The following is a 26,323-nucleotide window of genomic DNA, read 5'->3' on the forward strand; positions in this document are numbered from 1 at the left end:
CCAGCCATGGTCACGCGACGCGCCGAATGTTCCTGCGGTCAGTTGTCAGCCACCTGCTCGGGCGAGCCGGTACGCGTCTCGGTTTGCCATTGCTTGGCCTGCAAGCGACGCACCGGCAGCGCGTTCAGCTTCAACGCGCGGTTTGAGGAAGATGACGTTTCTGTCCAGGGCCGCTCGGCGGAGTTCACGCGCATTGGCGACGAGGGCGGCCGCGTCATCTACAGCTTCTGCCCGGATTGCGGCACCACCGTCCATTACCGGATCGACGCTCAACCCGGTCTGACCGCCATCCCGGTGGGCGCTTTCGCGGACCCTGCATTCCCGCCGCCCTTCCTGTCCTTCTACCACGAGAGCCGGCGCTGCCAGTGGGTCGAGGTCCGAACCGAACGTTTGGCGACGTTCGGCTGAAGCCGCTGGTCGCCTCCGGCTGACGTTTTAGGATCAAACCCAATCACTCTGAACGACCGAGTTCGACCCGGTCCGACCTTACAAGGCATTTCAGGCGACGAAGTCGATCCATCACCGTGCGTGGCTCGATCGCGCCAGAAGGCGTTGTGCGTCGGCTGGGCAAGCTCCGTAACAGTTGCGCTCAACGGGGCACGACAAGTGCCGACGGTCCAATTGATCGCTGATGGTTAATACGTGCTGGCCATGCTAGAACTTAGCGTCCTCGACGTGGTTAAAATCGGGGAATTGCGACCGGTTGACGGCGCGGGAGGTCGAAGGACAAACCACGAACAGACCACAGGGAGGAAGCAATGTTTCGGACACCAGTTCATCTTGCATTCTTGACAGCGTCGATTGTTGCCCTGCCATCTTACGCGGCCATGGCCGATGACACACAGATCGCGCGCGGCGAATATCTGGTTACGATTGCCGGCTGCAGCGACTGTCACACATCCGGTTACTTCTTCGGGAAGCCCGACATGTCGCGCTTCCTTGGCGGTTCAGATGTGGGCTTCGAGATTCCTGGTCTTGGTGTCTTTGTCGCCCGCAATATCACGCCTGACAGGGAGACCGGTATCGGAAGCTGGACCCCGGAGCAGATCGTCACCGCGATCCAGACCGGCGAACGGCCGGACGGCCGCATCCTGGCGCCGATCATGCCTTGGCGCGATTTCGCGCATCTCACCGCGGATGACGCCATGGCGATCGCGGCATTCCTCCAAAGTGTGAAGCCGGTCAGCCACCAGGTTCCCGGCCCGTTCAAACCCGGGGAAGCGGTGTCGACCTTCATGATGCGGATTATGCCGCCGGGGGAAGCCGCAGCAGCTGCAACGAAGTAGGGCGGCTTTGATCGGAACGAGATTTTTCGCCGAATAATGGGTGAATGTCCGCCTTGGAGATGGTGAGGCCGATATCCGAACGGCAGAAATGGGTCGATTCGAGCCGTTGTGCGAAGGGCAGCTTTTGAGAAGCGCCATGAATGTCGCGATATTGGCGCTACCTACTCGTTTCCATCGATGAGACGAATGGCAGCACCACCACCGTTCCCGGTCCTCGGCGGCGGACGCGATGAACGGCTCGATTGAGCCCGAAACGAACTTCTGTCACATCAGTAACCTGCCGCCACCTCCTCAGCAAGATATGTGCTATTCTGAGGCTATGCCCGCGCCCTCCGACCGATCACGCGACAAGTCGCCGGAAGACGGTGCAGTTGCATCGGATCCGTATGCGGAGCTAGCCAATCGCGGCGATTGGTCCAGGCTTCACCGCGAACTGTCAGACAGAGACCGCTGCAGTGAACTTGGCGGCGCCGAGCTCCAGCGCCTCGGGGAAGCCGCCTACATGCTTGGGCGCGAGGAGGAATTCGTTCGGGACTACGAGAGGGCCTTCGAAGACCATCTCCGGAACGGACGCGAACGATCCGCAGCGCGTTGCGGCTTCTGGATCGGGCTCACCCTGATGTTTCGCGGTGAATTCGCCCAAGGCAGCGGATGGCTGACCCGCGCCAACCGGCTGGTCGAGGATCACACGCAGGAATGTGCAGAACACGGTTACCTTCAGCTCCCAATGGTCGAACAAAGCCTCGCCGCCGACAGTCCGGACGAAGCATTCGCGCACGCAACACGTGCCGCGGAGATCGGACAGCGCTGCGAAGATCCGGACCTCTTGGCTATCGCGCGCCACCTTCAGGGCCGGATATTGATCCTGCGCGGCGACTATGTGCGCGGCTTCGAACTGCTGGACGAGGCGATGGTTTCGGTCACCTCGGGCCGGCTCTCACCGATCGTTACCGGGCTGGTCTACTGCAGCGTGATCGAGATCTGTCAGAAATTTCATGCCACGGGCCGGGCGAGGGAATGGACCTCGGCACTGGTCGGATGGTGCGCCGGACAGCCCGACATCGTTGCCTTCACCGGCAGATGCCTGATCCACCGGGCCGAAATTCTGATCCTCGACGGCCACTGGGACGAGGCCGGCCGCGAGGCCGGTGTCGCCAGCATCCGCCTTCAGCAGGGGCCCTCGAAGCACCACGCCGGTCCGGCATTCTACCAGAAGGGCGAGGTATTTCGACTCCGCGGCCAATGGAACGAGGCCGATGCCGCCTATCGCGCGGCGAGCAGGCTCGGGTTCGATCCGCAGCCGGGGCTGGCGCTTATGCGATTGCAGCAGGGGCACGAGCAGCCGGCCCTTTCGGCGATCCGCCGCGCACTGCAGTCCGTCGACGACCTGCCGGGCAAACTCCGCCTCTTGCCGGCTGCGGTGGAAATCACTCTCGCCGTCGGTTCGGCCGATGACGCTTGGGAGCTGTGCGAAACACTGCACGACTGCGCGCGCCAATATTCCGCGGATGCAGTCCGCGCCGCAGCCGCCGAGGCTACCGCGCGGGTGCTGATCCATGCTGGTCGAGCCGCGGAGGCATTGGCCCATATCCGGCGCGCGGTAGCGATCCTCTGGGACCTTCGGGCGCCCTATCATCTTGCCCGGATGCGGGTGCTGACAGCGCGGGCCTGTCTCGCAACCGGCGATACTGAAGCGGCGCAGACCGAACTGGACGAAGCGATAAGACTTTTCCGCGAGCTCGGCGCGCGCCCCGACGAAGCCGTTGCCGGCAAGCTGCGGGTCACCATGACGGCGACAGGCGGCGAAGTTCTCACCCCCAGACAGACGCAGGTTCTGCGCCTGATCGCGTCAGGCCTGACCAACCCGGAAATTGCCGGCGAGCTCGGTCTGAGCCAGCGGACGGTAGACCATCACGTTAGCGATATCCTGACGCGGCTGAACGTGCGCACGCGCGCGGCAGCCACGGCCTATGCGGTCGAGCACGGCCTGATCGGCATGGTCGTATCTGGGTAATCCTACCCAAGCCAAAATTTCTCGTTGCGTGGGTACTTACGCCGAAGCGGGCAACCGTGGCGCGGGTCTAAACCTCATGGCGTGGTAAAGGCCACAGGAGGTTTTCCCGATGCAAACGAATAATAACAACATGAGCGGGCCGGGCGGTGTCTGGCTCGCCACCGGAACGCTGCTGCTGGCGGCTGCGCTCGTCTTTCACGGGCCACCGGACGCGGATTTGTCTGTTCAGATGCAGAATATCGCCGAGGGCCATGGGCGATGGGCTACGGTCCATTGGACGGCGGCAGCGGCGCTGTTCCTGATCGCCGGCGCTTCGTTCCTGAACCTGGCACTCAACCCCCGCGTCCGGCGTTCGCCGATGCTGAGTTCTGCCTGGATAGTGATGGCTCTCGGCGCCCTGACCACGTTCTCCACCGCAGTCGCCGAGGCATCGGTGGTCGCGGTCGCGGCCGACCGGGGTGACACCAACGCCTTCATGACCTGGTGGGCGTTTTCCGGCGGCATGGGTAACGGATTCTGGGCGCTCGCCCTGGCGACAGCGCTTGTCGCGTATCACGACGCCCGCGATGACGTCGGGATACTGCCCCGATGGGCCGCGATCGTCGGCTCGGCGTTCGGTATCCTTTCGGCAACCGGGTGGACACTCGGTGAGCAGCTCGGGATCGGCATCGGAGGTCCGATCTGGCTGATTTCCTCGCTTCTCATGTGCCTGTGGCTCGCGTGGTACGGGCTGTCCTCAAGGAGCCTCCGGTCGGGCAAGCCACAGCGCAAAGCGCCTGATCCAGCATCATCTTAAGACAGGAGGAAAACATGTCCCTTCAAACGAAGGAAATCGAAGCGACGATCCACGACGTCCACGAATTCTTCACTGACTGGGTGACGGGCCGATGCCGTGGCGACGATGCGACGTTCAAGAAGAACGCGCTCGACCGGATCAGCGATGATCTGGTCGCCATCATGCCAGGCGGCAGGGCGTTCGGGAAAAAAGACTTCGCAGGTTACATGAAGAGCATCTACGGATCGAATCCGGCCTTCCGTATCAAGATACGCGACATCCGGATCAGCCATCAAAGCGCCGACCTGGCGGTCGTGAACTACCACGAATGGCAACGCGACGCGAAGGACTCCGATCAACCGAACAATGGCCGGGTCACGACGATGGTGGTCCGCGACCGCGGCTACAGTCGGGGGCCCGAGATATTGCAAGTTCATGAAACCTGGCTCCCAGCCGATGTCGTTCAGTACGCGGATTTCGCGTTCTGAGAAGCGTCGGTCCGAAACGGGCAGAGAAAGGATTTGCGCTGGCGGGACCATCGGCTCTGCCGACGTCATCGAGCCAGAACTGTGCTTCTTTCAGCCCGTCGGCTGGGTCGAGATCAGCGCCGACCCTCTGGCGACGTTTGGCTGAAGACGCCGGCCACGGCCGGCTGACGTTTTAGGTCAAAACCCAATCATTCTGAACGACCGGGTTGAACCCTCTGCAGACCTCTCGGCACGCTGTGTAAACCACGTCCGTTAGTTGATATTGAGGGCCAGGGACTCGGCCGCTATATTGAAAGCGTGCGCTTTCTCTAATTCGCAAGTTGCTTCTTCCGCCTGCCTGCTCGCTATTAACAATATTCTTGTCCGATTTTTTCGTTTGGGAGGCCGGCATGTCAGGATTGTATATCAATCAATTAGAGCGCCTAAAGACGGCGAAAGGGGAAGAGCTTTTGACTGCGGATCGGTTAGAGGATGGAAAGATTGCTAACGTAGCTCCACCGCCTATCCCGAGTGACAAGCGCATTAAGATTGAGCGTGGCGACAGAGCTGTGACCAAGGTCACGGTGCGCGAGTCCTAAGGTCGATTTCCACTCATCTCGGTCGCAGCCGGCAGTCAGCTAATTGAGTTGTTAGCCCTAATGCCGCAGGATCTTGCTCAGGAAGGCGCGGCTGCGGTCGGTCTTCGGGTTGGAGAAGAACTCATCCGGCGTGCCGCTCTCGACGATGGCGCCGGCATCCATGAACACCACCCGCTGCGCGACCTTGCGGGCAAAGCCCATCTCGTGCGTCACCACCATCATGGTCATGCCTTCCTCGGCCACCGCGACCATGACGTCGAGGACTTCCGAGATCATCTCGGGGTCGAGCGCCGAGGTCGGCTCGTCGAACAGCATGATCTTGGGGCGCATGCCGAGGCAGCGCGCGATCGCCACGCGCTGCTGCTGGCCACCAGACAGCTGCGCCGGATAGGCGTTCACCTTGTCGGCGAGGCCGACCTTGGCGAGCAATTCGCGCCCGGCCTTCTCGGCTTCAGCGCGCGGGATCTTGCGGACATGGATCGGCGCCAGGGTGACGTTCTCGAGCGCCGTCTTGTGCGGGTAGAGGTTGAACGACTGGAAGACGAAGCCGATCTCGGTGCGCAGCCGCGTCATGTTGGTGGCGGGGTCGCCGAGGCGCTGGCCGTCGACCGTCAGGTCGCCGTCGCGGATCGTCTCCAGGCCGTTGATGCAGCGGATCAGGGTGCTCTTGCCCGAGCCGCTCGGGCCGCAGACGACGACCACTTCGCGCGGCTCGACGCTCAGCGTGATATCCCTGAGCACGTTGAGCTGGCCGAACCATTTGTTGACGCCGCGAAATTCGATCATGCCGGTGCCATTTTTGCTGGGGTTCGATGTCACAACTGCACCTCGCCATGCGCAGCGCCCATGCGTTGCTCCAGCCGGCGGGCCAGCATGATCAGGGGGTAGCAGACGATGAAGTAACCGAGGCCGACGAGGAAGAAGACCAGCAGCCCATTGGGTACACGCTGCACCACCAGCCAGCCGACGCGGGTGAGGTCGGTCAGGCCTATGGCTGAGACGACCGAGGAATCCTTGATCAGCAGCACATATTGCCCGACCAGCGGCGGCAGCACGATGCGCATCGCCTGCGGCAGCACCACCTGGCGCATGCGCTGCCAGCGCGACAGGCCGGACGCAAGTGCTGCCTCGACCTGGCCGGTCGGGACCGAGCGGATGCCGGCGACGACGATCTCGCAGATGAAGCAGGCGGCCAGGTTGGTCAGCGCGATGATGCCGGCGGTGAAGGCGTCGAGCTCGATGCCGAGTTCCGGCAGGATGAAGAAGATCAGGAAGATCTGCACCAGGAACGGCGTGCCGCGGATCAGGTCGACCCAGGCGCCGATCGCGCCGCTGATCAACCGGTTGCCGCCGGTGCGCAGGATGCCGAGGCCGAAGCCGAGCAAGGTGCCCAGCACCAGGCTGATCAACGACAGCACCACGGTCATGCCGAGGCCGCGCAGCGCGAGAGGATAGCTGCCGGCGACGCTTTGCAGCTGCTGCCAGATCATGTCCGTGCCCCCGCGAGGCCGAGCCAGCGCCCGGAGAGCGCCGCCAACCCCTTCAGCCCGTAATAGAGCAGGAGGTAGAAGGCGGCGATGGTGATGAAACCTTCGGCCGGCATGAAGCGGTCGGAGGCGAGCAATTGTCCGGCGCGCGTCAATTCGGCGACCGAGATCAGCGACAGCAGGGCGGAATCCTTGACCAGCACGATCGCCTGTCCGAGCAGCGGCGGGATCGTCACCTTGAACGCCTGCGGCAGGATGACGAGGCGCATGCGCTGGACATAGGTCATGCCCGAGGCGACGCCGGCCTCGACCTGGCCGCGCGGGATCGACAGGATGCCGGCGCGGATGATCTCGGCGACATAGGCGCCGCTGTTCAGCGACAAAGCGAGAATGCCGACGACGAACTCGGGCAGGACGAAGCCGAGCCGCGGCAGGCCGAAATAGAGGAAATAAAGCTGCGCCAGCAGCGGCGTGGCGCGCACCGCGTCGATATAGGCCTTGGCCGGGACGCGGAACAGCCGGCCGCGCTGCAGGTTCATGGCGGCGAGCACGATGCCGACGGCGAGCGCGCCGGCAAAGGAGAGGACTGACAGCCACACGGTCGTGACGAGGCCCTGCCCGAACAGGGGCAGATATTCGACAATGGTGCGGAAGCTGAAGTTTTCGAGCATGGTGGGGCGGTGAATGGCGAGTAGCGAGTAGCGAGTAGCGAGTAGCGAGTAGCGCTTTACTACTCCCTACTCACTATTCACCCTACTCAGTGATCCTTCTTCCAGGCGTCGGAATTGACCCAGTAATCGAGGTTCTTCTGCAGGCGGCCGTCGAGGCTGACCTGGTCGAGGAACAGGTTCATCCAGACCAGCAGGTCCTGCTCGTCATAGCGTGTGGCGAAGGCCAGTGGCTCCTTCGACAGCATATCCGGCATGATGGTGAAGCTGCCGGCTGGGTAAGCGGTCGACTGGCCCTTGACCGCCGAGACGTCGTTGACGCCGCAATCGGCCTGGCCGTTGTTGACGGCGTCGAGCAGCAGCGGGCCGCCGCCCTTGTAGCTCTTGATGTCGGCATCGGGGAAGGCGGCCTTGGCTTCCTTCTCGCCGGTGGCGCCGAGCAGCACCGCAATCTTAGTGCCTTTGGCCTTGCAGTCCTCGGTGGACTTGAAGGCGGTACCAGCCTTGGTGAAGACGGTGCTGCCCGTGTACATGTAAGGCTTGGTGAAGGCGACCTTCATGCCACGTGCCAATGTCGGCGTCATGTCGGCGACCAGAAGATCGGCCTTGCCCGACAGCAGCGCCGGGATCAGGCCGTCCCAGTCGAAGTCGAGGAAGGTGATCTTGACGCCCATTTCCTTGGCCATCAGTTCGGCGAGTTCGACCGAACTACCGGTGCGCTCGCCGGCAGCACCCACCAGCGAGAAGGGTGGTCCTTGCGTCTGCACCGCAACGCGCAACTCACCGCGCTTGGTGATCTCGTCGAGGGTTCCGGCACTGGCGGCGGCGGTAAGGCCGGCGAGCGCAAGTCCGGCGATGAAAAGCTTGGCAATCTTCATTTGGGCATTCCTCCTTGTTGTCGTTTGTTGTTCCACTTGTTGTTTCACCCCATCGGGGTGCCTTTTGAGCGGCAGCGCCGTTGCCGGTGGCAACCACCGTTCGAAAATCTTCAATCCCAGCTCACCGTTTCGGCGACCTTGATGCCGCGCCTGGCCAGCTCATCGAGGAAGCGGCCATCGGGCACATGCAGCAGCGGGTTGAGCAGGCCGGGCGTGGCGATCTCACGCCGTGCCAGCATCTGCGCCACGATGCTGGCGGGATAGCCGACGCCAAGGCTCATGCCGAACAGGCCGGAGGCGAGGTCGCGTTCGATGACCAGCTCCGAGGTCACCGTCTTGCGGCGGCCGCCTTCGCTGCCGACAAAGACGTTGCGCATGACGCAAAGGTCCCTTTCGTCCGCGCCATATTGCAGTTGCGGGCCAAGCAGCCGGCCGAGGAATTCGCGTGGGCTGATGCCGGTGCCGGGCACCTTGTCCTCGGACAGGAAGCCGAGCTGCTTCAGCGGCGCCCAGAACGCCGACCAGCCAAGCCAGCGCAGCGAATAGCGGCCGGAGCGCTGCAGTCCCTTGGCGGCGGCGAGCATGCCGGCATAATGCGGCGCGTCGCCATTGGGGAAGGCTTCCAGCCTGCCCAGCCCCGCCACCTCGATCTCGTGGATGAAGCGATTGTCGTGCTGGCGGGCGGCCGGCACATCGACCCGTTTGCCGTTCTCGACCAGCACACTGTCGCGGTTCTGGCTGACCAGAACCATGTCGAAATTCCAGCTCACCTTGTAGCGCAGCGGCTCGACCACCGCTTTCGGCTCGGGAATGCCGCCGCAGTAGGAATCGATCGCGGTGATGGTGTCGAACTGGCTTGCGGCGCGCGCGTAGAGCACAAGGTCGATGCCGGGGTCGAGCCCGCATTCGGTGACGATCGAGACGCCGGCCTTTTCGGCCTCGGGCGCGAGATCGGCGATGGCCTTGCCGTAATTGGTGGTGACCAGCGGCGTGCGCGTCGCGATCGCCGCCTGCACCGCCTCGCGCATCAGCGGCTGCGGCAACAGGTCGATGACCGCGTCGACGTCCTTCATCACATCGACCAGCACCGGACCGATCGCGCCCTCCGGCACGACAAAACGCACCCTGGCAAGGTCGGTCAGGCCGCCAAGCCGCGCAGCGCCGTCGGTTGCCGTGTCGAGGCAGACCACTTGCTCGACGCCGTCGCTGGCAACGAGATCGGCGATCGCCGCCCGGCCTTGCAGGCCGAGGCCGCCGAGAACCGCGATCTTCATGCCATTTCCTTCCGCGTCTCGTCCGACCAGCAGCCTTCCGGCAGGCTGACCCATTTGTTGCAGGACGCCATGACGACGAAGGTCTCGCTGCGCACGACTTCGCCCGGCTCGCCGGCGCCGGGGATCAGCTCGCTGGTGACGCGGTAGAGATCGGCGACATCACCGGCCACGGTTACGTCGACGATGATGTCGAAGCGCCCGGTGACGACGGCGGCCGAGTTCACGAAAGGCAGTTCGGAGATGCGCTGCGCCAGTTCCCGGGCGCGGCCGCGTCCCTGCGCATTGATGCCGACGATGGCCGAGATCAGCTCGGGGCGTTCTGTCAGGTTGAGCAGCCCGACGATCTTGAGCAGGTTGCGGTCGAGCAGGTTGCGCAGCCGCATGCGCACCGTCGGCACCGAGATCGCCATCTTCTCGGCGAGGCGGTTGACGCCAAGCTGCGCATCCTGCGACAGCAGCTTGACCAGTCGCCGGTCGGTCTGATCGAGATGTTCCCGCAAACACTCAGGCTTTCATAAAGGGAAAGAAACAATCGTATTTTCTTTCGGATATGAAAATACCTTATGAGAGATTTTTAACAACGGCAAGAGCCATGTCATCCGCCGTGCCGCTGTGCCTATCGGCAGTTTCGTCGATGTCGCCACATTTTGTTCTTGCTTTGTGCCGGCAGCTATGCTACTAATTTCTGTATGGTGCTGATTCGCACCGACGACCCGCCCGCCGAGGCGGTTTTTTGTTTTTTAGGATACCTTTGATGGTTCAGCGCCGCCGGCTTGAGGTTGGCGGGACAGCGCCGTTCGGGACGCGCCGTGTTCGAGGGTGAAGAAGCAAGTGGCGCAAGAGGTGCAACGCACCTCCATAGCAGGTCGACCAAGTTGGTGGGGCGCGGCCGCAACTCATTGTGCCTTCATCCGATAGGCGGAGAGGCTCATCCGCGAAATGGCCAAAAGCGGCTTTTCAATAAAACGGTAGCTGGCCAGGGAGACGGCGATGCAGGCGGTGACAATAACCATGCCTGCATCCATGGTGACACATTGGCGCTTGCAACGACAGGAGCGATCGCAAGCAGCACGATAGGATGATAGAGAGAGTAGGAAGCGTCGCCCAATTAGATTTTACTGACACTAGCTCGCGGCCATACTTTAGACCCGCCCGACTTTGGCCTGCCTCCCTGTCAAATCCTGGCATCTCCCCCGTAAAGAGGAGATCGGCGGACATCAACGCTTTCCCCGCGCTAACGACTGGCCTCGAAGATAGCGACGGCTGCCGCTGTCAGCGCAGCGCTACCGGGTGCTACTGTTCCATCAGGAAGCTCCTTGCCGTCTTCCAGTCCGACGCGCGTCGACCAACGGCGTTCCGCCGCCCGGTGCACGAAAGGCCAGACCGTGGCGTCGGCGCCGTGCAGCAGGATTGCCCGGTGCATACCGGCGCCGTCGAGCACGGCGGCGATATCGTCGCTGATCTCAAGCGCAGCGTCCCGCTCCTGCTCGGAGATTTCGATCAGGATGCGCAGCACGCGGTTGCCATGGTCGAGGCTCACCAGGCGTTCGGCGTCGGCAACGGAGGCGAGCCCGGCCTCGATGCCAATGCCGCGCTGGCGCAGACGGTCCATGACTGCGGGCGCGGCGTATTCGCTCAGATTGACCGAGGCATAGTCGGGCAGCTCGCTCCAGCCGGCGATCGCAACCAGCTTCCGCTGGTCGTCGTTCTCGATCCAGGCACCCGTCGACACGCCAATCAGCGTCCCCGGGCAGGCGCGGCGGAGCGCCAGCACCGTCCGATCCATCGCCGCCGGAGCCAGGCTTTCCCGACCGTCCAGCCCGCGGGCATGAACATGCAGTTCGGCGGCGCCGGCGGCGATGCAGGCCGCGCCGTCACGCGCCATGGCCTCCGCCGTCAGCGGCAGTTGCGGGTGGAAATCGGCGCTGCGCGCGCCATTGATGCAGGTCTGGACGATCATGCCAGGGGCAGTCCGGTTGCGGTTGCTGCCAGTCTAGCGCGGGCCAGTGAAAACCGGAATCGCGCTGGCGAAGGCTCCTGACATATGGACGCGGCACAGCCTGAATCAGTCTGGCAGAATGCACCTGTATCGTGTTGTTCGGCATAGTCTTCTTAGCAAACGAACATCCGTCGGGCAGAGTTACGGCGAAACATCCAACTCGCGTAATGCAGCGTTGGCGGCACGGTATTCGATAAAACTCTTGGGACAATAGCTGACCGTATGCCTTGCTCTGTCGCATCCTCGATCATGCGCGTGCAGGCTGCGATCCGCGTGCTTGCCTCGACCTCGTCATCGCTGACGCAGTCGCTGCTGGCGGCAAGCGCCGGAAGCCCCGTGACAAGCAGGAGGATGAGACCAGCCAGCGTGCGCCAGAAAAACCTGTGCCGTTCTCGAACCGGTCCGGTCAATTCGCTCCTCGGGTCATCAAAAAGTCTTGGAAATTGTCTTACGGAACCGCGCCCAACTCGTGCAGAGCGGCCTTGGCCGCAACGTATTCGTAATATTCCGCGGGGCAATCGCTGGCAGCGACCCGGTAGAGCCGCAAGGCTTCGTCGTCATGTCGTTGCAGCCGATCGAACTCGGCTATGAACAGGTTCGCCTCGCACAGATTGCCGCGTTTCTTGGCCGGGTCCGGGTCGTCGGCTGCCGCCGATACCTCGGCCGGCGTCAGTTCTCCAAGCAGCATGCGAACCGCTGGCGCCGGCCATTTGGTCATATCGAGCTTTTCAGTCGCTTCCTGCAAGTGGCCCACCGCACCGCTGCGCCGCTCGGTCATCTCCAGCCAGATCGCAAAATAGGCATTGTCGGGCTTGAGCGTGGCCGCCTGTCCGAAATCGGCTTGCGCCTTGGCCAGCGCGCTCGAATAGAAGGAGAGAATGCCGCGGCCAAGATAGGCATAGGCATATTTCGGATCGAGGCTGATTGCCTGATCGTAGTCGGCGGTCGCGCGGGCGTAGTCGCCCTTTGCCGACCAGACGAAGCCGCGGCCGTCGTAACCAGGGGCACCTTTCGGATCGAGGCTGATCGCCTTGTCGTAGTCGGCGATGGCGCGGTCGTCCTCGCCCTTCTTTTGCCAGATCCGGCCTCGGTACCTGAAGGCTTTGGCATGTACTGGATCGAGCATGATCGCCTGGCCGTAGTCGGCGATGGCACGGTCATTGTCGCCCTTGCGTGCCCAGGCATTGCCTCTGTTGTCGTAGGCAGTTGGGTCTTTAGGATCGAGCGTGATTGCCTGGCTGAAGTCGGCGATGGCGCCATCATAGTCGCCCTTGTCAGACCAGACGAGGCCCCGGTTGTACCAGGCATTAACGTTTTTTGGGTCGAGGCTGATTGCCTGCGTGTAGTCGGCGATAGCGTGGTCGTCGTCACCCTTCTTCTTCCAGGCAATGCCACGGTTGTTGTAAGCGGTGGCGTCCCGGGAATCGAGGCCGATCGCTTGGTCATAATCCGCGATAGCGCGGTCGTAATCGCCCTTGTGTTTCCAGGCAACGCCTCGATTGTTGTAAGCACTAGCGTCCTGAGGATTGAGGCCGATTGCTTGGTCATAATCCGCGATGGCGCGGTCGTAGTCGCCCTTGTGCGACCAAGCCACGCCTCTGTTGTAGTAGGTGCTGGCGTCTTTCGAGTCGAGGCTGATCGCTTGGTCGTAATCGGCGATGGCGCGGTCGTAGTCGCCCTTGCGTGCCCAGGCGATGCCTCGACTTTGATAGGCATCGACATCGCGAGGATCGAGGCCGATCGCCTTAGCGTAGTCGGCAATGGCTCGGTCATAGTCGCCTTTTAGTACCCAGACAGCACCACGATTGCTGTAGGCTTTGGCGTCTTTCGCATCCAGACTGATCGCCTGTTCGTAGTCGGCGATGGCTCGGTCGTATTCGCCCTTCTGTTTCCAGGCAACGCCACGGTTGTTGTAGGCTCCCGCATTTTTAGGATCGAGGCTGATTGCCTGGTCGTAGTCGGCGATGGCACGATCGTAGTCGCCCTTGTCTGCCCAGGCGTTGCCCCGGTTGCTGTGGGCATCGGAATGCTTCGGGTCGAGGCTGATGGCCTGACCATAGTCTGTAATGGCGCGGTCGTAGTCGCCCTTGTGCTCCCAGGCGACACCTCGGCTGTTGTACGCCTCGGGGTTTGTCGGGTCGAGGCTGATCACCTGGCCAAAATCGGCGATGGCGCGATCATTTTCGCCCTCCTCGACCATTGTGGCGCCTCTGGCATATTAAGCACCGGCGAATTTCGAATCGAGGTCGATCGCCTGGCCCAAATCGGCAATCGCACGGTCGTAGTCGCCTTGTGATGCCCGTGCCTCGCCGCGCTTGTAGTAGGCAGTCGCGCGGTTGGCCACAGGCTCCGTGGGATCCTCGATCATGCGCGTGCAGGCGGCGATCCGCGTGCTGGCCTCGACCTCGTCGTCGCTGACGCAGTCGCTGCTGGCGGACAAGGCCGGGAGCGCCGAGACCAGCATCGCGACGAGGCAAACGAGGAATTGCCGGACTGCCCCGTCCCTTTGTCGAACCCGTCGGATCAATTCGCCCCCCATCGCGGCAAGCCCAGCTGCATTGTATTCAACGAAATCCCCGAGACAATCGCTAACGAGCTCACCCGGCAAGAAACGGGTGGTCCGCGCGCGCCGTTTCACCCATCTCAATGACAGAGAAGCCACAGGAGGCGAAGCCATGACCATCGATTCGATAGGCGCGAAAGCGGCGGTGAAATCGGCGGAGGTGCGCGTTGCCGGATATGATTGGCGGACGCTGGCCGATGAGCTGAGCGGCTATGGCTGCGCGGTGATGGAAAAGCTGCTGACGCCGCAGGAGTGCCGGCAGATTGCCGGACTTTATTCGGACGAGAGCCATTTCCGCAGCCATGTCCATATGGCGCGGCATGGCTTCGGCAAGGGCGAGTACCGCTATTTCCGCTATCCCTTGCCCGACTTGATCGGCGGCTTGCGCACCGCGCTCTATCCGCGCCTGGCCGCGGTCGCCAACGACTGGAACCAGCGCATGGGTATCGCGCAGCGCTATCCCGACGAACACGCCGCGTTCCTCAGGCAATGCCACGAGCAGGGCCAGACGCGGCCGACGCCGCTCCTGCTGCAATATGTTAACGGCGACTTCAACTGCCTGCACCAGGATCTCTACGGCGATCTGGCGTTCCCGTTGCAGGTCGCGATCCTGTTGTCCGAACCAGGCAAGGATTTCACCGGCGGCGAGTTCGTGCTGACCGAGCAGCGTCCGCGCATGCAAAGCCGCGCCGAGGTGGTGCCGCTGCGCCAGGGCGATGCAGTCGCCTTCGCGGTCCACAATCGTCCGGTCCAGGGCAGCAAGGGCAATTACCGCGTCAATCTCAGGCACGGCGTCAGCCGGCTTCGCTCCGGCATGCGCCACACTGTCGGTATCATCTTCCACGACGCCAAGTAACCGAGCCGCCCGGTCGAGGCCCGGCGGCGGTTACCTGGAAAAATCGCTGCGCACGATGCCGTGGCGCTGGAGCTTGTCGTAGAAGGTCTTGCGCGGAATCCCCAGCGCTTCGATCGTGCGCCTGACGTCTCCGTCGTTGCGGCCAAGCGTCTCGCGGATGATGTCGGCCTCGTAGCGCTCCAGCCGCTCCGGCAGCTTCATGGCGGTGTTCGATTGGGTCGGGGCAGGGGGTTGTGCTTCGGCGCCTTCCTCCAACCCAAGCACGAACCGCTCGGCGAAATGCGCCAGTTCGCGCACATTGCCCGGCCAGTCATGGTCGCTCAGATGGCGATGCACCGAAGCCGGCACTGCCGGCACCTGGCGGTGGAAACGGGCGGCGGCGCGCTCGGCGAAATAGAAGAACAGCAGGGCGACATCGTCGCGGCGCTCGCGCAGCGGCGGGATCGAGATCGTCACCACGTTGAGCCGGTAATAGAGATCCTCGCGAAACGTGCCGCGCTGGCGCGGATCGCCGAGGTCGACCTTGGCGGCGGCGACGACGCGCAGGTCGACCGGCCGCACCTCGTTGGTGCCGAGCGGGGTGACCTCGCGCATCTCCAGCACGCGCAGCATCTGCACCTGTGTCGAGACCGGCATGCTTTCGATCTCGTCGAGGAACAGCGTGCCGCCGCTGGCGTGCTCGATGCGGCCGATCCGTTTCTTCTGCGCGCCGGTGAAGGCGCCGGCCTCATGGCCGAACAATTCGCTTTCGATGACGGTCTCCGGCAGCGTGCCGCAATTCAGCGCGACGAAATTGCCCTTGGCGCGGCGGCCCCAGCGATGCAGAAGGCTTGCCACCACCTCCTTGCCGGAGCCGGTCTCGCCGGTCACCAGCACATCGACGTCGGTGTCGGCGATCTGGCGTAGTGTGCGGCGCAGCCTGTCCATCGCCGGCGTCTGGCCGATCAGCGGCAGGCCGTCCTGCGCCTCTCCGGCCGCCTCGCGCAAGGCCCGGTTCTCCATCACCAGGCGGCGCTTTTCCGCTGCGCGGCGCACGCTCTGTACCAACCGGTCGGCGGCGAAGGGCTTGGTGATGAAGTCGTAGGCGCCGTCCTTGATCGCCTTGACGGCCATGGCGATGTCGCCATGTCCGGTGACGAGGATGACGGGAATGTCGGTATCCAGCCGCAGGATGCGGTTGAAAAGCTGCAAGCCGTCGATCTGAGGCATGCGGATATCCGACACCACGACGCCGGCAAAACCGGCGTCGAGCCCGGCCAGCGCCTCGGCCGCCGCCGCAAAGGCCGAGACCGAGAAGCCGGCAAGCTCCAGCGTCTGCACGGTGGCCTTGAGGAGATCGCGGTCGTCGTCGATCAGGATCACCGGCGCGGCATTGTCGTTCGTCATGATGGCTTACGCTGCTGTCTGGAGATGAATGGTGAAGCGGGTGCCGCTGTCGTCGCTCGAAACCTCGATGCGGCCGCCATAATCGGCGACGATGTCCTTCGAGATGACGAGGCCAAGGCCAAGGCCTTTTTCCTTGGAGGTGTTGAACGGCGTGAACAGCGATTTGAGGATCGCGGGTGGAATGCCCGGTCCGTTATCGGACACGCCGACCGTCACGCCGTCCGCGGTCTCCTCGACCGACACCTGCACATGAGCGTCGTCGCGGCCGTCGAGTGCTTCGAGCGCGTTCTGGAAGAGGTTGATCAGCACCTGTTCGAGCCGCACCCGATTGCCCATGACCTTGAGGCTCGGCGGCGGCAGGTCGATGACCAACGCGTCGAGCCGGCCGGCAAAGCGGCTTCTCAAGAGCATGACGGCGCCTTCGATAACACCACGTAATTCGACAGGCTCGGCGGCGGTGCGGCCCTTGCGGGCAAATGCCTTCAACTCCTCGGTGATTGAGCCGATGCGTTCGGTAAGGGCTGCGATAGCGCCGAGGTTTTCCTCGGCCGGCCCGGTCTGCTTGCGGTCGAGGAAGGTGCGGGCATTGTCGGCATAGGCGCGGATGGTGGCGACCGGCTGGTTGATCTCATGGGCGACGCCGGCAGCGACCTGGCCGAGGATGGCGAGGCGGTTGGCCTGGACCAGATCCTGCTGCACGATTTGGAGCTTGGCTTCCGTGCTGCGGTGGCCTGTTATCTCGGCCTGCAGCCGGTCGCGGGCGCGGCTCAAATCCTCGGTCCGTTCGACGACGCGGCGTTCGAGTTCGGTGCGGGCTGCCTGTTCGGCAGCAATCCGCATCTGCGCCGACTGCCGGCGCCACAACAGATACGCGGCAAGGCCGAGCAGCGGGACGACGACGCCGAGCGCAAGAAGCCGCATTTCGCGGACGGCGGCGGCGATCGGCGCTTCAGCCGGGATCAGATAGTCGAGCCGCCAGGGGGTCGAAGGGATCGGTGTTGAAAGGCTGAGATACTCCGCGTCGCTGCCGCCGGGCGTTACTGCGTGGACGATCGACACATCCGGGCTGAGCGCCTGCGCGTGCATGATCGGCAACGGCACAAGCGGCGCGTCGCCGAACTGTTGGCTGTCGCGGATCGCGGCTTGCTTGGGTGCGGCCAGCGGTGCGGTTGTCATGAAACGCCAGGACGGCACGCTGGTGATCAGCACGACGCCATTCTCGTCGCTGACATAAGCCGGGCGATTCGCCTCGCGCCAGTCGGCTTCGAGCTGGTCGAACTCCATCTTGACGACGACGACGCCGAGCGGTGCGTCTGTGTCGCCGACGCGGCGCGAAATGTAGAGGCCGGGACGCTTGCTGACATTGCCGAGCGCAAAATACTCGGCGGTTCCGGCCTGCATCGCGCCGGAGAAATAATCGCGGAAACGGTAGTCGTTGCCGACGAAGCTGATCGGCTCGCGCCAGTTGCTGGAGGCGATCGCCAGTCCATCGGTGCCGATGACATAGAGCACCGACGCCTTGGTGCCGGAGACCAGCCCCTCGAGCTTGCGGTTCAGCACATCGATTGCCGCGGCATTTTTCTGCGTCAGCGCGTCACGCACTTGCTGGTCTGCGGATAAAAGCAGGGGCAGGGCACGCGGGCTTTCGAGCACGGCGCGCAGCAGCGCGACCTTCAGGTTGGCGTCGGTACGCCCCTGCGCCGCCAGGGTCTCGACCTCGGCGGTGCGGCCGTAGAGGCCGGCGCCGTAGAGCGCTGCGGTGACGATCAGCAGGGCGACGGCCGCAAACAGCAGCCAGGCTCGGCGCGCCCGCCTGGCGAGTTGCTCGGGCGTCGAAGACAAGGCACCGGCGGGGCGTTGCAGCATCGCCCATTTGTGCATGAACTCGCACAAAACGCAATTCGACCTATGCGGAGAGTCGCACTTGGCCATGCGTCCGGCAGTGCGGACGTTTGCGAATGCTCAATAAAATCAATGCTGAAGCACTCTTCTGCGTATCTGGCACGGCTGTTGCAAACACGAATTCAGCAGTCGCGAGGCTGCTGGTCTCAAAACAACTGCCCCGGGGAGTCGAGCTTTCGATCGGGGCGCCATGGAGGACGTCATGCAGACAGCAATCGCTGCCGCCGAGCCGCGCGGCAAACTTCCCTTATACCGGCATCTTTATGTGCAGGTGCTGGCGGCGATCGCCGCCGGCGTGCTGCTCGGCCATTTCTATCCCGAAACCGGCGAGGCGATGAAGCCGTTCGGCGATGCTTTCATCAAGCTGGTGAAGATGGTGATCGCGCCGGTGATCTTCCTGACGGTGGCGACCGGCATCGCCGGTGTTTCCGACCTGCAGAAGGTCGGCCGCGTCGCCGGCAAGGCGATGATCTATTTCCTGGTGTTCTCGACGCTGGCGCTGGTCGTCGGCCTGGTCGTCTCCAATGTCGTCCAGCCCGGCGCCGGCATGCACATCAATCCAGCGACGCTCGATACCGCCAAGGTGGCGGCGTATGCCGAGAAGGCGCACGACACAACCATCGTCGGGTTCCTGATGAACATCATCCCTGACACCATCACCGGCGCCTTCGCGCAGGGCGACATCCTGCAGGTGCTGTTCTTCTCGGTGCTGTTCGGCGTCGCCCTGGCGTTGGTCGGCGATCGCGGCCGTCCGGTTGTCGATTTCCTGCAGGCGCTGACCACGCCGATCTTCCGCCTCGTCGCCATCCTGATGAAGGCCGCACCGATCGGCGCGTTTGGCGCCATGGCCTTCACGATCGGCAAATACGGCATCGGCTCGATCGCCAATCTCGCCATGCTGATCGGCACGTTCTACTTGACCGCGCTGCTGTTCGTGCTGGTGGTGCTCGGCGCGGTTGCCCGCTACAACGGCTTCTCGATCCTGGCGCTGATCCGCTACATCAAGGAAGAGCTGCTGCTGGTGCTCGGCACCTCGTCCTCGGAAGCGGCATTGCCAGGCCTCATGGCCAAGATGGAGCGCGCCGGCTGCAACCGCTCGGTGGTCGGTCTGGTTATCCCGACCGGCTATTCCTTCAACCTCGACGGCACCAACATCTACATGACGCTGGCGGCGCTGTTCATCGCGCAGGCGACCGACACGCCACTCACCTACGGCGACCAGATCCTGCTGCTCGCCGTCGCCATGCTGAGCTCCAAGGGTGCCGCCGGCATCACCGGCGCTGGCTTCATCACCCTGGCGGCGACGCTTTCGGTCGTCCCCACGGTGCCGGTCGCCGGCATGGCGCTGATCCTCGGCGTCGACCGCTTCATGTCGGAGTGCCGGGCGCTGACCAACTTCATCGGCAATGCGGTAGCGACGGTCGTGGTGGCACGCTGGGAGGGAGAACTCGACCAGACGAAGTTTGCCGCCGCCATGGCCGGCGACTTGCCGGAGGAAGTCGACCTGTCGCTGCCGGGTTTGCAGGCCGCCTGACTGTTTAGGCTGCATGGTCATAAGCCCCGGAGGCGGTTCACCGGCTCCGGGGCAAAAGGGCCGGCGGTCGCGGCATGCCGCCTGAAACGCAACCTGAAGTGGCCCTATTTTTGACGCGGGGCTTGTTCCAGCCGCATTTGCAGGCCAGTATCCGCCATGCCTTCAGGGCACCCGTCCGCTTCGCTCCCGACCTGATTGCGAGGCGAGACATTTCCGTCGGGCTCGGTTGCGACATCACCTTGGCCGAACGTCGGAGCTTTTGCTGCCGACCGCGTTCTGACTATGGCGGCAGCCCTCGAAGGCAATGGCGGCCTCACTGCGAAGTCGCAAGCGAAACGTGACCCGTCTCCTGGTGGAAAGCGCAAGCTTTTCTGAGGGGAACTCGTCGCGCCTGAAGAGGGGCACTTGAAGAGGGGCAGGCCCATGAGGGCCTTTGCCGAACCAAAGCAAGATGCGAGGTCAAACGCGATGCAGCCTGTCATTCCGGTATCCATCATCATCCCGAACTACAACTATGCGCGGTTCCTCAAACGCAGCATCGACAGCGCCCTCGAGCAAGACTACGCCGATGTCGAAGTCATCGTCGTCGACGATGCATCGCAGGACAATTCCACGACAATCATGGAATCCTATCGCGATGAGATACTCGCATGCCCGCGAGCGCAAAATGGCGGACACGCGGCGGCATTCAACACCGGCTTCGCGGCGAGCTCGGGCAAGATCGTCCTGTTCCTCGACGCCGACGATTATCTTTATCCAACCGCCGTCTCTACCATTGTCGAAACCTGGGACGAGGCAACCGCCCAGGTCCAGTCCAGACTGCATATCGTCGACGAGGGGCAACGCATCAAGGATGTCTTTCCGCCGCCCGAACTGGCTTTCGACAGCGGCGACGTCATGCCGAAACTCCTGCACAAGGGCCGCTATCAGACGACCGTGACCAGCGGGCTCGCCTTTGACCGCGCAACGCTCGAATCGATCATGCCGATACCGGAGCCGGAGTTCCGCCAGGGCGCCGACGGCTATCTGGCAACGCTGGCGCCGATGTACGGGCATGTCCAATCGATCGACGAATGCCTCGGCGCCTACCGGATCCATGGCGCCAACCATTCAGTCTTCGGTGAAAAGCTCGCCGAGCGGGCACGCTGGCGGGTAACTCACGATTTCCGCCGCATGCAGGCGCTGTCGGACCAGGCTTCCGGGATCGGCCTGACCATCGTGCCGTCGAATGCCGTCCGCCACGATCCGGTCCACCTGGAAGAGCGGCTGGCATCGCTTTGCGCGGACAGAGACCGACATCCCGTGGCCGACGATTCCCGGCTGGCGCTCGGGGCGGCCGGCGCCGTCGCCAGCCTCGAAATGACCGCATCCCTGCGGCGGCGTGCAATCCTTGCCGCCTGGTTCCTGTCGGTCGGAGTGTTGCCGCGGAAAATGGCGACCGCGGTGCTGTCGTGGAAGCTTGATGCGTCGTCGAGGCCGGCATTTTTGAGCCGCCTGTCCAAGAGAATCCGCCATGCCATGGGTTAGTGGGTGGCGCTGTGCCACAACTCCGCCAGGTTTTTGGGAGGTCTGGCAACCCGGGTAGATTTCGAACAATATCATTATGGGTACGTGGCGCCCCAAGCGAAAGGACAACCAGCCCATGACCTCTTATGAGCCGATGCGTCCGATGGAGCGCTGCCCATCCCACCCTGGAGCGCTGCTTGACGACATTATCCCGGCAACCGGAAAGACCAAGGTGGAGATCGCCAATCTGCTCGGAATCTCGCGCCAGCAGCTTTATGACATCATCCGCGAAAAGAAGCCGGTGTCGCCGGCTGTCGCTGCCCGTCTTGGAAAGATGTTCGGCGACGGCGCCGCGATCTGGCTCAGGATGCAGGCCGCCTATGATGCGTGGCACGCGGAACGCGAGGTTGACGTCAGCGCCATTCCAAGGCTGCATGCTGCCTGAGATGCAATAGATCGCCCGAACCACCGAGGCTCTCACAAATCGATCACGGTCCCGCCTGCCTGGACCGGTCCTGCGGTTCGACGGCTCGCTCGACCAGGACATGCGCTTCCCGCGCGGCCTCGATGAACGCGTTCCTGGCGGCTTCGGTCCAGCGATCGTCGCTCATGGCGCGGCGGCATGTGCGCAGTGCCACCCCGTGTTTGGCGCTGCCGGTGTCACGCCAGTGGGCTTCCAGCAATGCGACAGCCTGCCGTGCGTTGGAAATGTTGCGGATATCTCCCACGATGCCGACCGCAACCGCAACCGGCTTGGCAAACCATCCCTGGTTCATGGCGGGGCCTTCGACCTGTTGAACCATCTATAACGAAAATCGTAGCCCAAGGTTTCATTCGCGCCAGTCACCTCGGCGTGAGGCGGCGTCTACAGCGCTGCGCGCAGCCTGACCACGACGCTTCGCGCCACAAGCACCAGCACGGTGATGACGATCAGGATCACCGAGAGCGCTGCGATCGCCGGGTCGATGTTGTCGCGCAGGCCCATCCACATTAGCCGCGGCAGCGTGATGGCGTTGACCGAGGTGATAAACAGGGTGACGCCGATCTCTTCCCAGGACAGCACGAAGGACAACAACGCCGCGGTGACGATGCCGAACTTGATATTGGGCATGATGATGCGGGTGGCGCGCTCCCACACGGTGGCGCCGAGGCCGCGGGCGGCGAGGTCGATGCGGCGGTCGAGCTGGCTGAGCGACACCAGGATCAGCACCGTGGCGAAGGGCACCGTCATCACCGCATGCGCCATGGCGACACCCAGCCAGGTGTCATAGCCGAAGAATGAGCTGACGCCAGAGATCGAGGTCAGCAGGAAGTAGAGCGTGATTGCCGAGACCACCGGCGGCACCACCATCGGCAGCAGCACGAAACCGACCAATGCTGCCGTGAAGCGCGGCTGGAACATCCAGATGCCGAGGCTGAAGCAGAGCGCCAGCACGGTGGAAAAGGCGCTGCTGACGATGCCGATCCTGATCGAGAGCAGGATCGAACTGATCCAGCGCGGATCCTCGATCAGCGCCCGGTAATGGCGCAGCGACAATTCGCCCGACGGCATCGCCAGCATGCGGCTCGGCGTCAGCGACACCGGGATGACGGCGAGCAGCGGCAGCAGCAGGAACAGCGCGACGAGGGCGGCGAGGACCAGCGAGACGGGACCGGGGCGGTAGGTCGGCATCGCGCTACACCAATTGCTTGGGTCTGATATAGCGGAAAAGCAGCGCCATCAGCGCGCCGACGAACAGCACCAGCACCACGCTGATCGCCGCACCCAGGCCCCAGTCCGGGCTCTGGAAGATGCGAAGGTAGATCAGCTCGGCGATCATCACGCTGCGACCGCCGCCGAGGATCGCCGGCGTGACGAAGAAGCCGAGCGAAAAGACGAAGACGATCAGCGCCGAGCCGATGATGCCGGAGCGGGTCATCGGCACGAATACCGACCAAAAGGTGCGCATACGGCTGGAGCCGAGGCCACGCGCCGCCAGCAGCACGCGATCGTCGAGGCTGCGCATCGATGAGGCCAACGGAAACACGGCGAAGGGAATGAGGAAATGCGTCATCCCGACGATAACGCCGAACTCGTTGCGCACCAGCGCCAGCGGCTCTGAGATGAAGCCGACCGCCTGCAGCCAGGTGTTGATCAGGCCGCGATTGGACAAAAGCGCCACCCAGCCGAAGGCGCGCGTCAGCACCGAGATCCAGAACGGCACCAGGATGCAGAACTCGGCCACCACGCGCTGCACCGGCGTGCCGCGTACCCAGACAACGGTGATGACGTAGGCGGCGACAACCGAAACGATCGTCACGATCGCGGCGATGCGCAGCGTGCGGATGAAGACCGACTGCACCAACTGATCCGTGAGCAGCGCATTGTACTGCCCCAGCCCCGGCGTGGGCAGCGTAAAACTCCATTTGACCACGCCAAGGAATGGCCAGGCGTAGGCCAGCACAAGAAAGAGGAGCAGCGGCGCCATCAACAGCGCCGCGCCCATCCTGTCGGAGAGGTATGCTCTCATCCGGTTATCCCGGCTTGTCAGGCGGAGATGATCTTCGTGTATTCGTCGAGTGCTGCCCCGTAGTTCTTGGCGTACCAATCCATGTCGAGCGGAATCTGCTTTTTCATGTTCTCGGGATCGACCGGGTTGATGCGCTTCTTGTCGGCGGGGATCAGCGCATCGGTGGCCGGGTTGGCCGGACCCTGGCCGAGCTTGTCGAACATGATGAGTTCCTTCTCCGGGTCCTGGGTGCTGGCGATGAACTTCATCGCCGCGTCCTTGCCGCCGGGATTGCCCTTGAGCACGGCGAGCGCGCCGGGCGAGATCAGGCCCTGGTCCCAGATGAACTTGATCTTGCCGCCGCTGTCCTGCTCGATGAGCGAAGCCCGGGTCGACCAGACGATCGCCATCGAGGCCTCGCCATTGAGCAGCACGCTCTGGCTTTCGGCGCCGCCACCCCAATAGGCGACGACGTTTTCCTTGAAGGCTGCGATCTTGTCATGCGCGCGCTTGAGGTCGAGCGGGTAGAGCGAGGCCGGCGCGACGCCGTCGGCGAGCAGTGCCGCTTCCCAGCTCGACACGCCCCATTTGTAGAGCGAACGCTTGCCGGGGAATTTTGCCACGTCGAAGAAGTCGGCCATGCCGGTCGGTGCCTGGCTGCCGTATTTCTCGGCATCGTAGGCGATGACGTAGGAGAAGAAATAGGTCGAGGCAGCGTACTCCCAGCCGAATCCCGGCCGCATCTTCTTCTTGTCGACGACCGCATAGTCGATCGGCTCGAGCATGCCTTGGGCGCCGAGAGTGATGGCCGAGAACGGATCGACGTCGACCAGATCCCAGGTCGGCGCGCCGCTCTTGAACTGCGCCGCGATCGCGCCTTCGGTCGGGCCGGAGCCGTCCATCTTGACGGTGATGCCGGTCTCCTTGGTGAAGGCCTGGCCGTAAGCCGCATCGTAGGCGGTGATGGCGTCGCCGCCCCAGTTGACCAGCACCAGTTCCTTCGCCGCGGCAAAGGCGCCGGTCGAGCGCAGTAGCATCGGCGTGCCGGCCAGCACCACTGCGGCCAGCTGCGTGAACTGCCGGCGCGAGATCTCGCCGCGCACTGCCCTGGCGGATAGCGCCTCGATGGAATTTTTCTTGGTTTGGTTTGTCATGTCAGTTCCCCTTTTTGTCGTTGGTATTTCCTGAATGTCAGCTTGGCGAATTCGCCACGCCGATCGTCATTGCTCTCCATCCGGAAGGAGGAAGCCTTTCTCCGCGGGCCAGGTCAGCCAGACGGAATTGCCCTTGCTGAGGGCAGAGGCGGCGACCTCGTTCGGCACCGAGACCGTCACCTTGGCGCCTTGGCGCGTCGTCAGATCGAGCCGCGTTGCAGCGCCGAGATAGGTCGAGGCGACGGCAGTCGCGGCAATGCCGTTCTCGCCTGCCGCGGCTTCGCGGGCGATCGACATGTATTCCGGCCGGATCGCCAGGATGGCATCGCCATGGACCTTCTCGGCCCTGCAGCGCATGCTGATCGCGCGGTCTTCGCAGAGGCCCGTCGAGCCATTGTCGGCCGGGCGCACGCCCTTCAGCGGCAGCATGTTGATCTCGCCCAGGAACTCGGCGACGAAGCGGTTGTCCGGCCGGTCGTAGACCTCGTCCGGCGCGCCGACCTGCAGCAATTTGCCATGGTTGAAGATGGCGACGCGAGATGACAACGCCAGCGCCTCGCTCTGGTCATGGGTGACGAAGACGAAGGTGGTGCCGGTCTCCTGGTGCAACCGCTTCATCTCGGCCTGCATCTGGCCGCGCAGGCCCTTGTCGAGTGCCGAAAACGGCTCATCGAGCAAAAGTACGCCCGGCTCGAACACCAGCGCCCGCGCCAGCGCCACGCGTTGCTGCTGGCCGCCGGACAATTGCGACGGCAGTTTCTTCTCGTGGCCCTTGAGCCCGACGCGCTCGATCATTTCGCCGACGCGGCGCTTGATCTCGGCCGCCGATTTCTTGCGCACCTTGAGCGGGAAGGCGATGTTGGCCTCGACGCTCATATGCGGGAACAGCGCATAGCCCTGGAAAACCATGCCGGCGGCGCGCTGCTCGGCCGGCCGCTCGGTGATGTCGACGCCGTCGCTGTAAAGGCGGCCGTCGGTCGGCTGAATGAAGCCGGCAAGGATCATCAGGAAGGTGGTCTTGCCGGAACCGGAAGGGCCGAGCAGGGTGAGGAACTCGCCACGGCCGATATCGAGCGTCAGATCGTCCAGCGCACGGAACGAGCCGAAGCTCTTGCCGATCCCGATTGCCTTGATCTCTGCGGCCCGGCCGGGGTGCTGCATCCTGCCCTTTCCTTAGCGTAGCCGAAATCGTAGGCAGGGCGGCGGCTCACCGCAACCGAATAGTTTTCGCCTGATCGGCAAATTTGATTCATCTATGCGCCAATCTCCCCCTCAAGGGGGAGATGTCGCCGAAGGCGACAGAGGGGGTCGCTTCGCTTGAAGTGCCAACCTCCTCTGCAGCAGCAGGCCGAGCCCAGTTGGACCGACCCCCTCTGGCCGCTTCGCGGCCATCTCCCCCTCGAGGGCAGGGCTATCGCATATGAGTGATGGCATTGATGAGATAGTCGTCGTTCCAGGCGCATTTCTTGATGCGATGGCTGATGGG

General features: G+C 63.4%; 26 protein-coding genes. 9 read left to right on the forward strand and 17 right to left on the reverse strand.

Going from position 1 to position 26,323, the window contains the following annotated elements; all coding sequences use genetic code 11:
* The first annotated feature begins 6 nt into the window (after positions 1-6).
* Positions 7-408 carry a GFA family protein gene (locus tag NKH16_RS29755; RefSeq protein ID WP_352903225.1) on the forward strand — a complete coding sequence of 134 codons (402 nt, stop codon included), beginning with the start codon at positions 7-9 and terminating at the stop codon, positions 406-408.
* A 350-nt stretch (positions 409-758) separates the two neighbouring features.
* A complete protein-coding gene (locus NKH16_RS29760; RefSeq protein WP_502893757.1) occupies positions 759-1,286 on the forward strand; it encodes a c-type cytochrome in 528 nt (175 codons plus the stop codon).
* Between the two features lie 436 nt (positions 1,287-1,722).
* On the opposite strand, the gene NKH16_RS29765 is transcribed toward NKH16_RS29760, so the two are convergent.
* Positions 1,723-2,130, reverse strand: coding sequence for a hypothetical protein (locus NKH16_RS29765; RefSeq protein ID WP_352903228.1), 408 nt, complete (start codon positions 2,128-2,130; stop codon positions 1,723-1,725).
* Between NKH16_RS29765 and NKH16_RS29770 the strand changes: the two genes are divergently transcribed.
* The 3 genes from NKH16_RS29770 to NKH16_RS29780 all read left to right on the forward strand — a co-directional run bounded on the left by NKH16_RS29770 (position 2,113) and on the right by NKH16_RS29780 (position 4,563).
* Positions 2,113-3,300 (forward strand): LuxR C-terminal-related transcriptional regulator, encoded by a 1,188-nt coding sequence (locus NKH16_RS29770; protein ID WP_352903231.1) that lies wholly within the window; start codon positions 2,113-2,115, stop codon positions 3,298-3,300. The genes NKH16_RS29765 and NKH16_RS29770 overlap by 18 nt on opposite strands.
* 130 nt (positions 3,301-3,430) lie before the next feature.
* Positions 3,431-4,096: a hypothetical protein gene (locus tag NKH16_RS29775; RefSeq protein WP_352743647.1), complete on the forward strand. Its 666-nt coding sequence runs from the start codon at positions 3,431-3,433 to the stop codon at positions 4,094-4,096.
* A gap of 14 nt (positions 4,097-4,110) precedes the next feature.
* On the forward strand, positions 4,111-4,563 hold the full coding sequence (locus NKH16_RS29780; RefSeq protein WP_352743649.1) for a nuclear transport factor 2 family protein: 453 nt from the start codon (positions 4,111-4,113) through the stop codon (positions 4,561-4,563).
* 635 nt (positions 4,564-5,198) lie between these two features.
* Here NKH16_RS29780 and NKH16_RS29785 read toward each other — a convergent pair.
* The 9 genes from NKH16_RS29785 to NKH16_RS29825 form a co-directional block, all read right to left on the reverse strand.
* A complete protein-coding gene (locus tag NKH16_RS29785) occupies positions 5,199-5,927 on the reverse strand; it encodes an amino acid ABC transporter ATP-binding protein (RefSeq protein WP_352744094.1) in 729 nt (242 codons plus the stop codon).
* A gap of 29 nt (positions 5,928-5,956) precedes the next feature.
* Complete coding sequence (locus NKH16_RS29790; protein WP_352455417.1) at positions 5,957-6,631, reverse strand: amino acid ABC transporter permease; 675 nt, start codon at positions 6,629-6,631, stop codon at positions 5,957-5,959.
* Positions 6,628-7,299, reverse strand: coding sequence for an amino acid ABC transporter permease (locus tag NKH16_RS29795; protein WP_352451492.1), 672 nt, complete (start codon positions 7,297-7,299; stop codon positions 6,628-6,630). The genes NKH16_RS29790 and NKH16_RS29795 overlap by 4 nt, the downstream gene beginning before the upstream one ends.
* An 86-nt stretch (positions 7,300-7,385) precedes the next feature.
* A complete protein-coding gene (locus NKH16_RS29800) occupies positions 7,386-8,174 on the reverse strand; it encodes an ABC transporter substrate-binding protein (protein WP_023677252.1) in 789 nt (262 codons plus the stop codon).
* Between the two features lie 110 nt (positions 8,175-8,284).
* On the reverse strand, positions 8,285-9,448 hold the full coding sequence (locus NKH16_RS29805) for a saccharopine dehydrogenase family protein (protein WP_352744097.1): 1,164 nt from the start codon (positions 9,446-9,448) through the stop codon (positions 8,285-8,287).
* The gene (locus NKH16_RS29810; protein WP_023677254.1) at positions 9,445-9,948 is read right to left on the reverse strand and encodes an Lrp/AsnC family transcriptional regulator; all 504 of its coding nucleotides are present in this window, start codon (positions 9,946-9,948) and stop codon (positions 9,445-9,447) included. The genes NKH16_RS29805 and NKH16_RS29810 overlap by 4 nt, the downstream gene beginning before the upstream one ends.
* 734 nt (positions 9,949-10,682) lie before the next feature.
* Positions 10,683-11,408, reverse strand: a complete 726-nt coding sequence (locus NKH16_RS29815) for a 3-keto-5-aminohexanoate cleavage protein (RefSeq protein ID WP_352744101.1) — start codon at positions 11,406-11,408, stop codon at positions 10,683-10,685.
* 487 nt (positions 11,409-11,895) lie between these two features.
* Positions 11,896-13,647, reverse strand: coding sequence for a tetratricopeptide repeat protein (locus NKH16_RS29820; RefSeq protein WP_352744228.1), 1,752 nt, complete (start codon positions 13,645-13,647; stop codon positions 11,896-11,898).
* An 18-nt stretch (positions 13,648-13,665) separates the two neighbouring features.
* Complete coding sequence (locus NKH16_RS29825) at positions 13,666-13,887, reverse strand: tetratricopeptide repeat protein (protein ID WP_352903238.1); 222 nt, start codon at positions 13,885-13,887, stop codon at positions 13,666-13,668.
* 235 nt (positions 13,888-14,122) lie between these two features.
* Between NKH16_RS29825 and NKH16_RS29830 the strand changes: the two genes are divergently transcribed.
* Positions 14,123-14,866 (forward strand): 2OG-Fe(II) oxygenase, encoded by a 744-nt coding sequence (locus NKH16_RS29830; RefSeq protein WP_352451486.1) that lies wholly within the window; start codon positions 14,123-14,125, stop codon positions 14,864-14,866.
* Positions 14,867-14,896: 30 nt separating this feature from the next.
* Here the strand turns inward: NKH16_RS29830 and NKH16_RS29835 are convergent, their stop codons facing one another.
* Positions 14,897-16,252, reverse strand: a complete 1,356-nt coding sequence (locus NKH16_RS29835; protein WP_352744102.1) for a sigma-54-dependent transcriptional regulator — start codon at positions 16,250-16,252, stop codon at positions 14,897-14,899.
* 6 nt (positions 16,253-16,258) lie between these two features.
* Complete coding sequence (locus tag NKH16_RS29840; protein ID WP_352744104.1) at positions 16,259-18,118, reverse strand: sensor histidine kinase; 1,860 nt, start codon at positions 18,116-18,118, stop codon at positions 16,259-16,261.
* Between the two features lie 238 nt (positions 18,119-18,356).
* Between NKH16_RS29840 and NKH16_RS29845 the strand changes: the two genes are divergently transcribed.
* From NKH16_RS29845 to NKH16_RS29855, 3 genes are all read left to right on the forward strand, one after another.
* Positions 18,357-19,688 carry a dicarboxylate/amino acid:cation symporter gene (locus tag NKH16_RS29845; RefSeq protein WP_031211944.1) on the forward strand — a complete coding sequence of 444 codons (1,332 nt, stop codon included), beginning with the start codon at positions 18,357-18,359 and terminating at the stop codon, positions 19,686-19,688.
* Positions 19,689-20,156: 468 nt separating this feature from the next.
* A complete protein-coding gene (locus tag NKH16_RS29850; protein ID WP_352743674.1) occupies positions 20,157-21,215 on the forward strand; it encodes a glycosyltransferase family 2 protein in 1,059 nt (352 codons plus the stop codon).
* Between the two features lie 115 nt (positions 21,216-21,330).
* Positions 21,331-21,639, forward strand: coding sequence for a HigA family addiction module antitoxin (locus NKH16_RS29855; RefSeq protein WP_352451482.1), 309 nt, complete (start codon positions 21,331-21,333; stop codon positions 21,637-21,639).
* A gap of 43 nt (positions 21,640-21,682) precedes the next feature.
* On the opposite strand, the gene NKH16_RS29860 is transcribed toward NKH16_RS29855, so the two are convergent.
* The 5 genes from NKH16_RS29860 to NKH16_RS29880 all read right to left on the reverse strand — a co-directional run bounded on the left by NKH16_RS29860 (position 21,683) and on the right by NKH16_RS29880 (position 25,998).
* A complete protein-coding gene (locus NKH16_RS29860; protein WP_352451481.1) occupies positions 21,683-21,970 on the reverse strand; it encodes a DUF982 domain-containing protein in 288 nt (95 codons plus the stop codon).
* 89 nt (positions 21,971-22,059) lie between these two features.
* Positions 22,060-22,866 (reverse strand): ABC transporter permease, encoded by an 807-nt coding sequence (locus NKH16_RS29865; RefSeq protein ID WP_352743677.1) that lies wholly within the window; start codon positions 22,864-22,866, stop codon positions 22,060-22,062.
* Positions 22,867-22,870: 4 nt separating this feature from the next.
* Positions 22,871-23,704, reverse strand: a complete 834-nt coding sequence (locus tag NKH16_RS29870) for an ABC transporter permease (RefSeq protein WP_352744107.1) — start codon at positions 23,702-23,704, stop codon at positions 22,871-22,873.
* A 17-nt stretch (positions 23,705-23,721) separates the two neighbouring features.
* Positions 23,722-24,837: an ABC transporter substrate-binding protein gene (locus NKH16_RS29875; protein ID WP_352744109.1), complete on the reverse strand. Its 1,116-nt coding sequence runs from the start codon at positions 24,835-24,837 to the stop codon at positions 23,722-23,724.
* Positions 24,838-24,903: 66 nt separating this feature from the next.
* Positions 24,904-25,998 (reverse strand): ABC transporter ATP-binding protein, encoded by a 1,095-nt coding sequence (locus NKH16_RS29880; RefSeq protein WP_352744111.1) that lies wholly within the window; start codon positions 25,996-25,998, stop codon positions 24,904-24,906.
* Between the last annotated feature and the right edge of the window lie 325 nt (positions 25,999-26,323).

The sequence above is a fragment of the Mesorhizobium sp. M1307 genome, from assembly GCF_040318155.1.
In the GTDB taxonomy this organism is placed as follows: Bacteria; Pseudomonadota; Alphaproteobacteria; order Rhizobiales; family Rhizobiaceae; genus Mesorhizobium.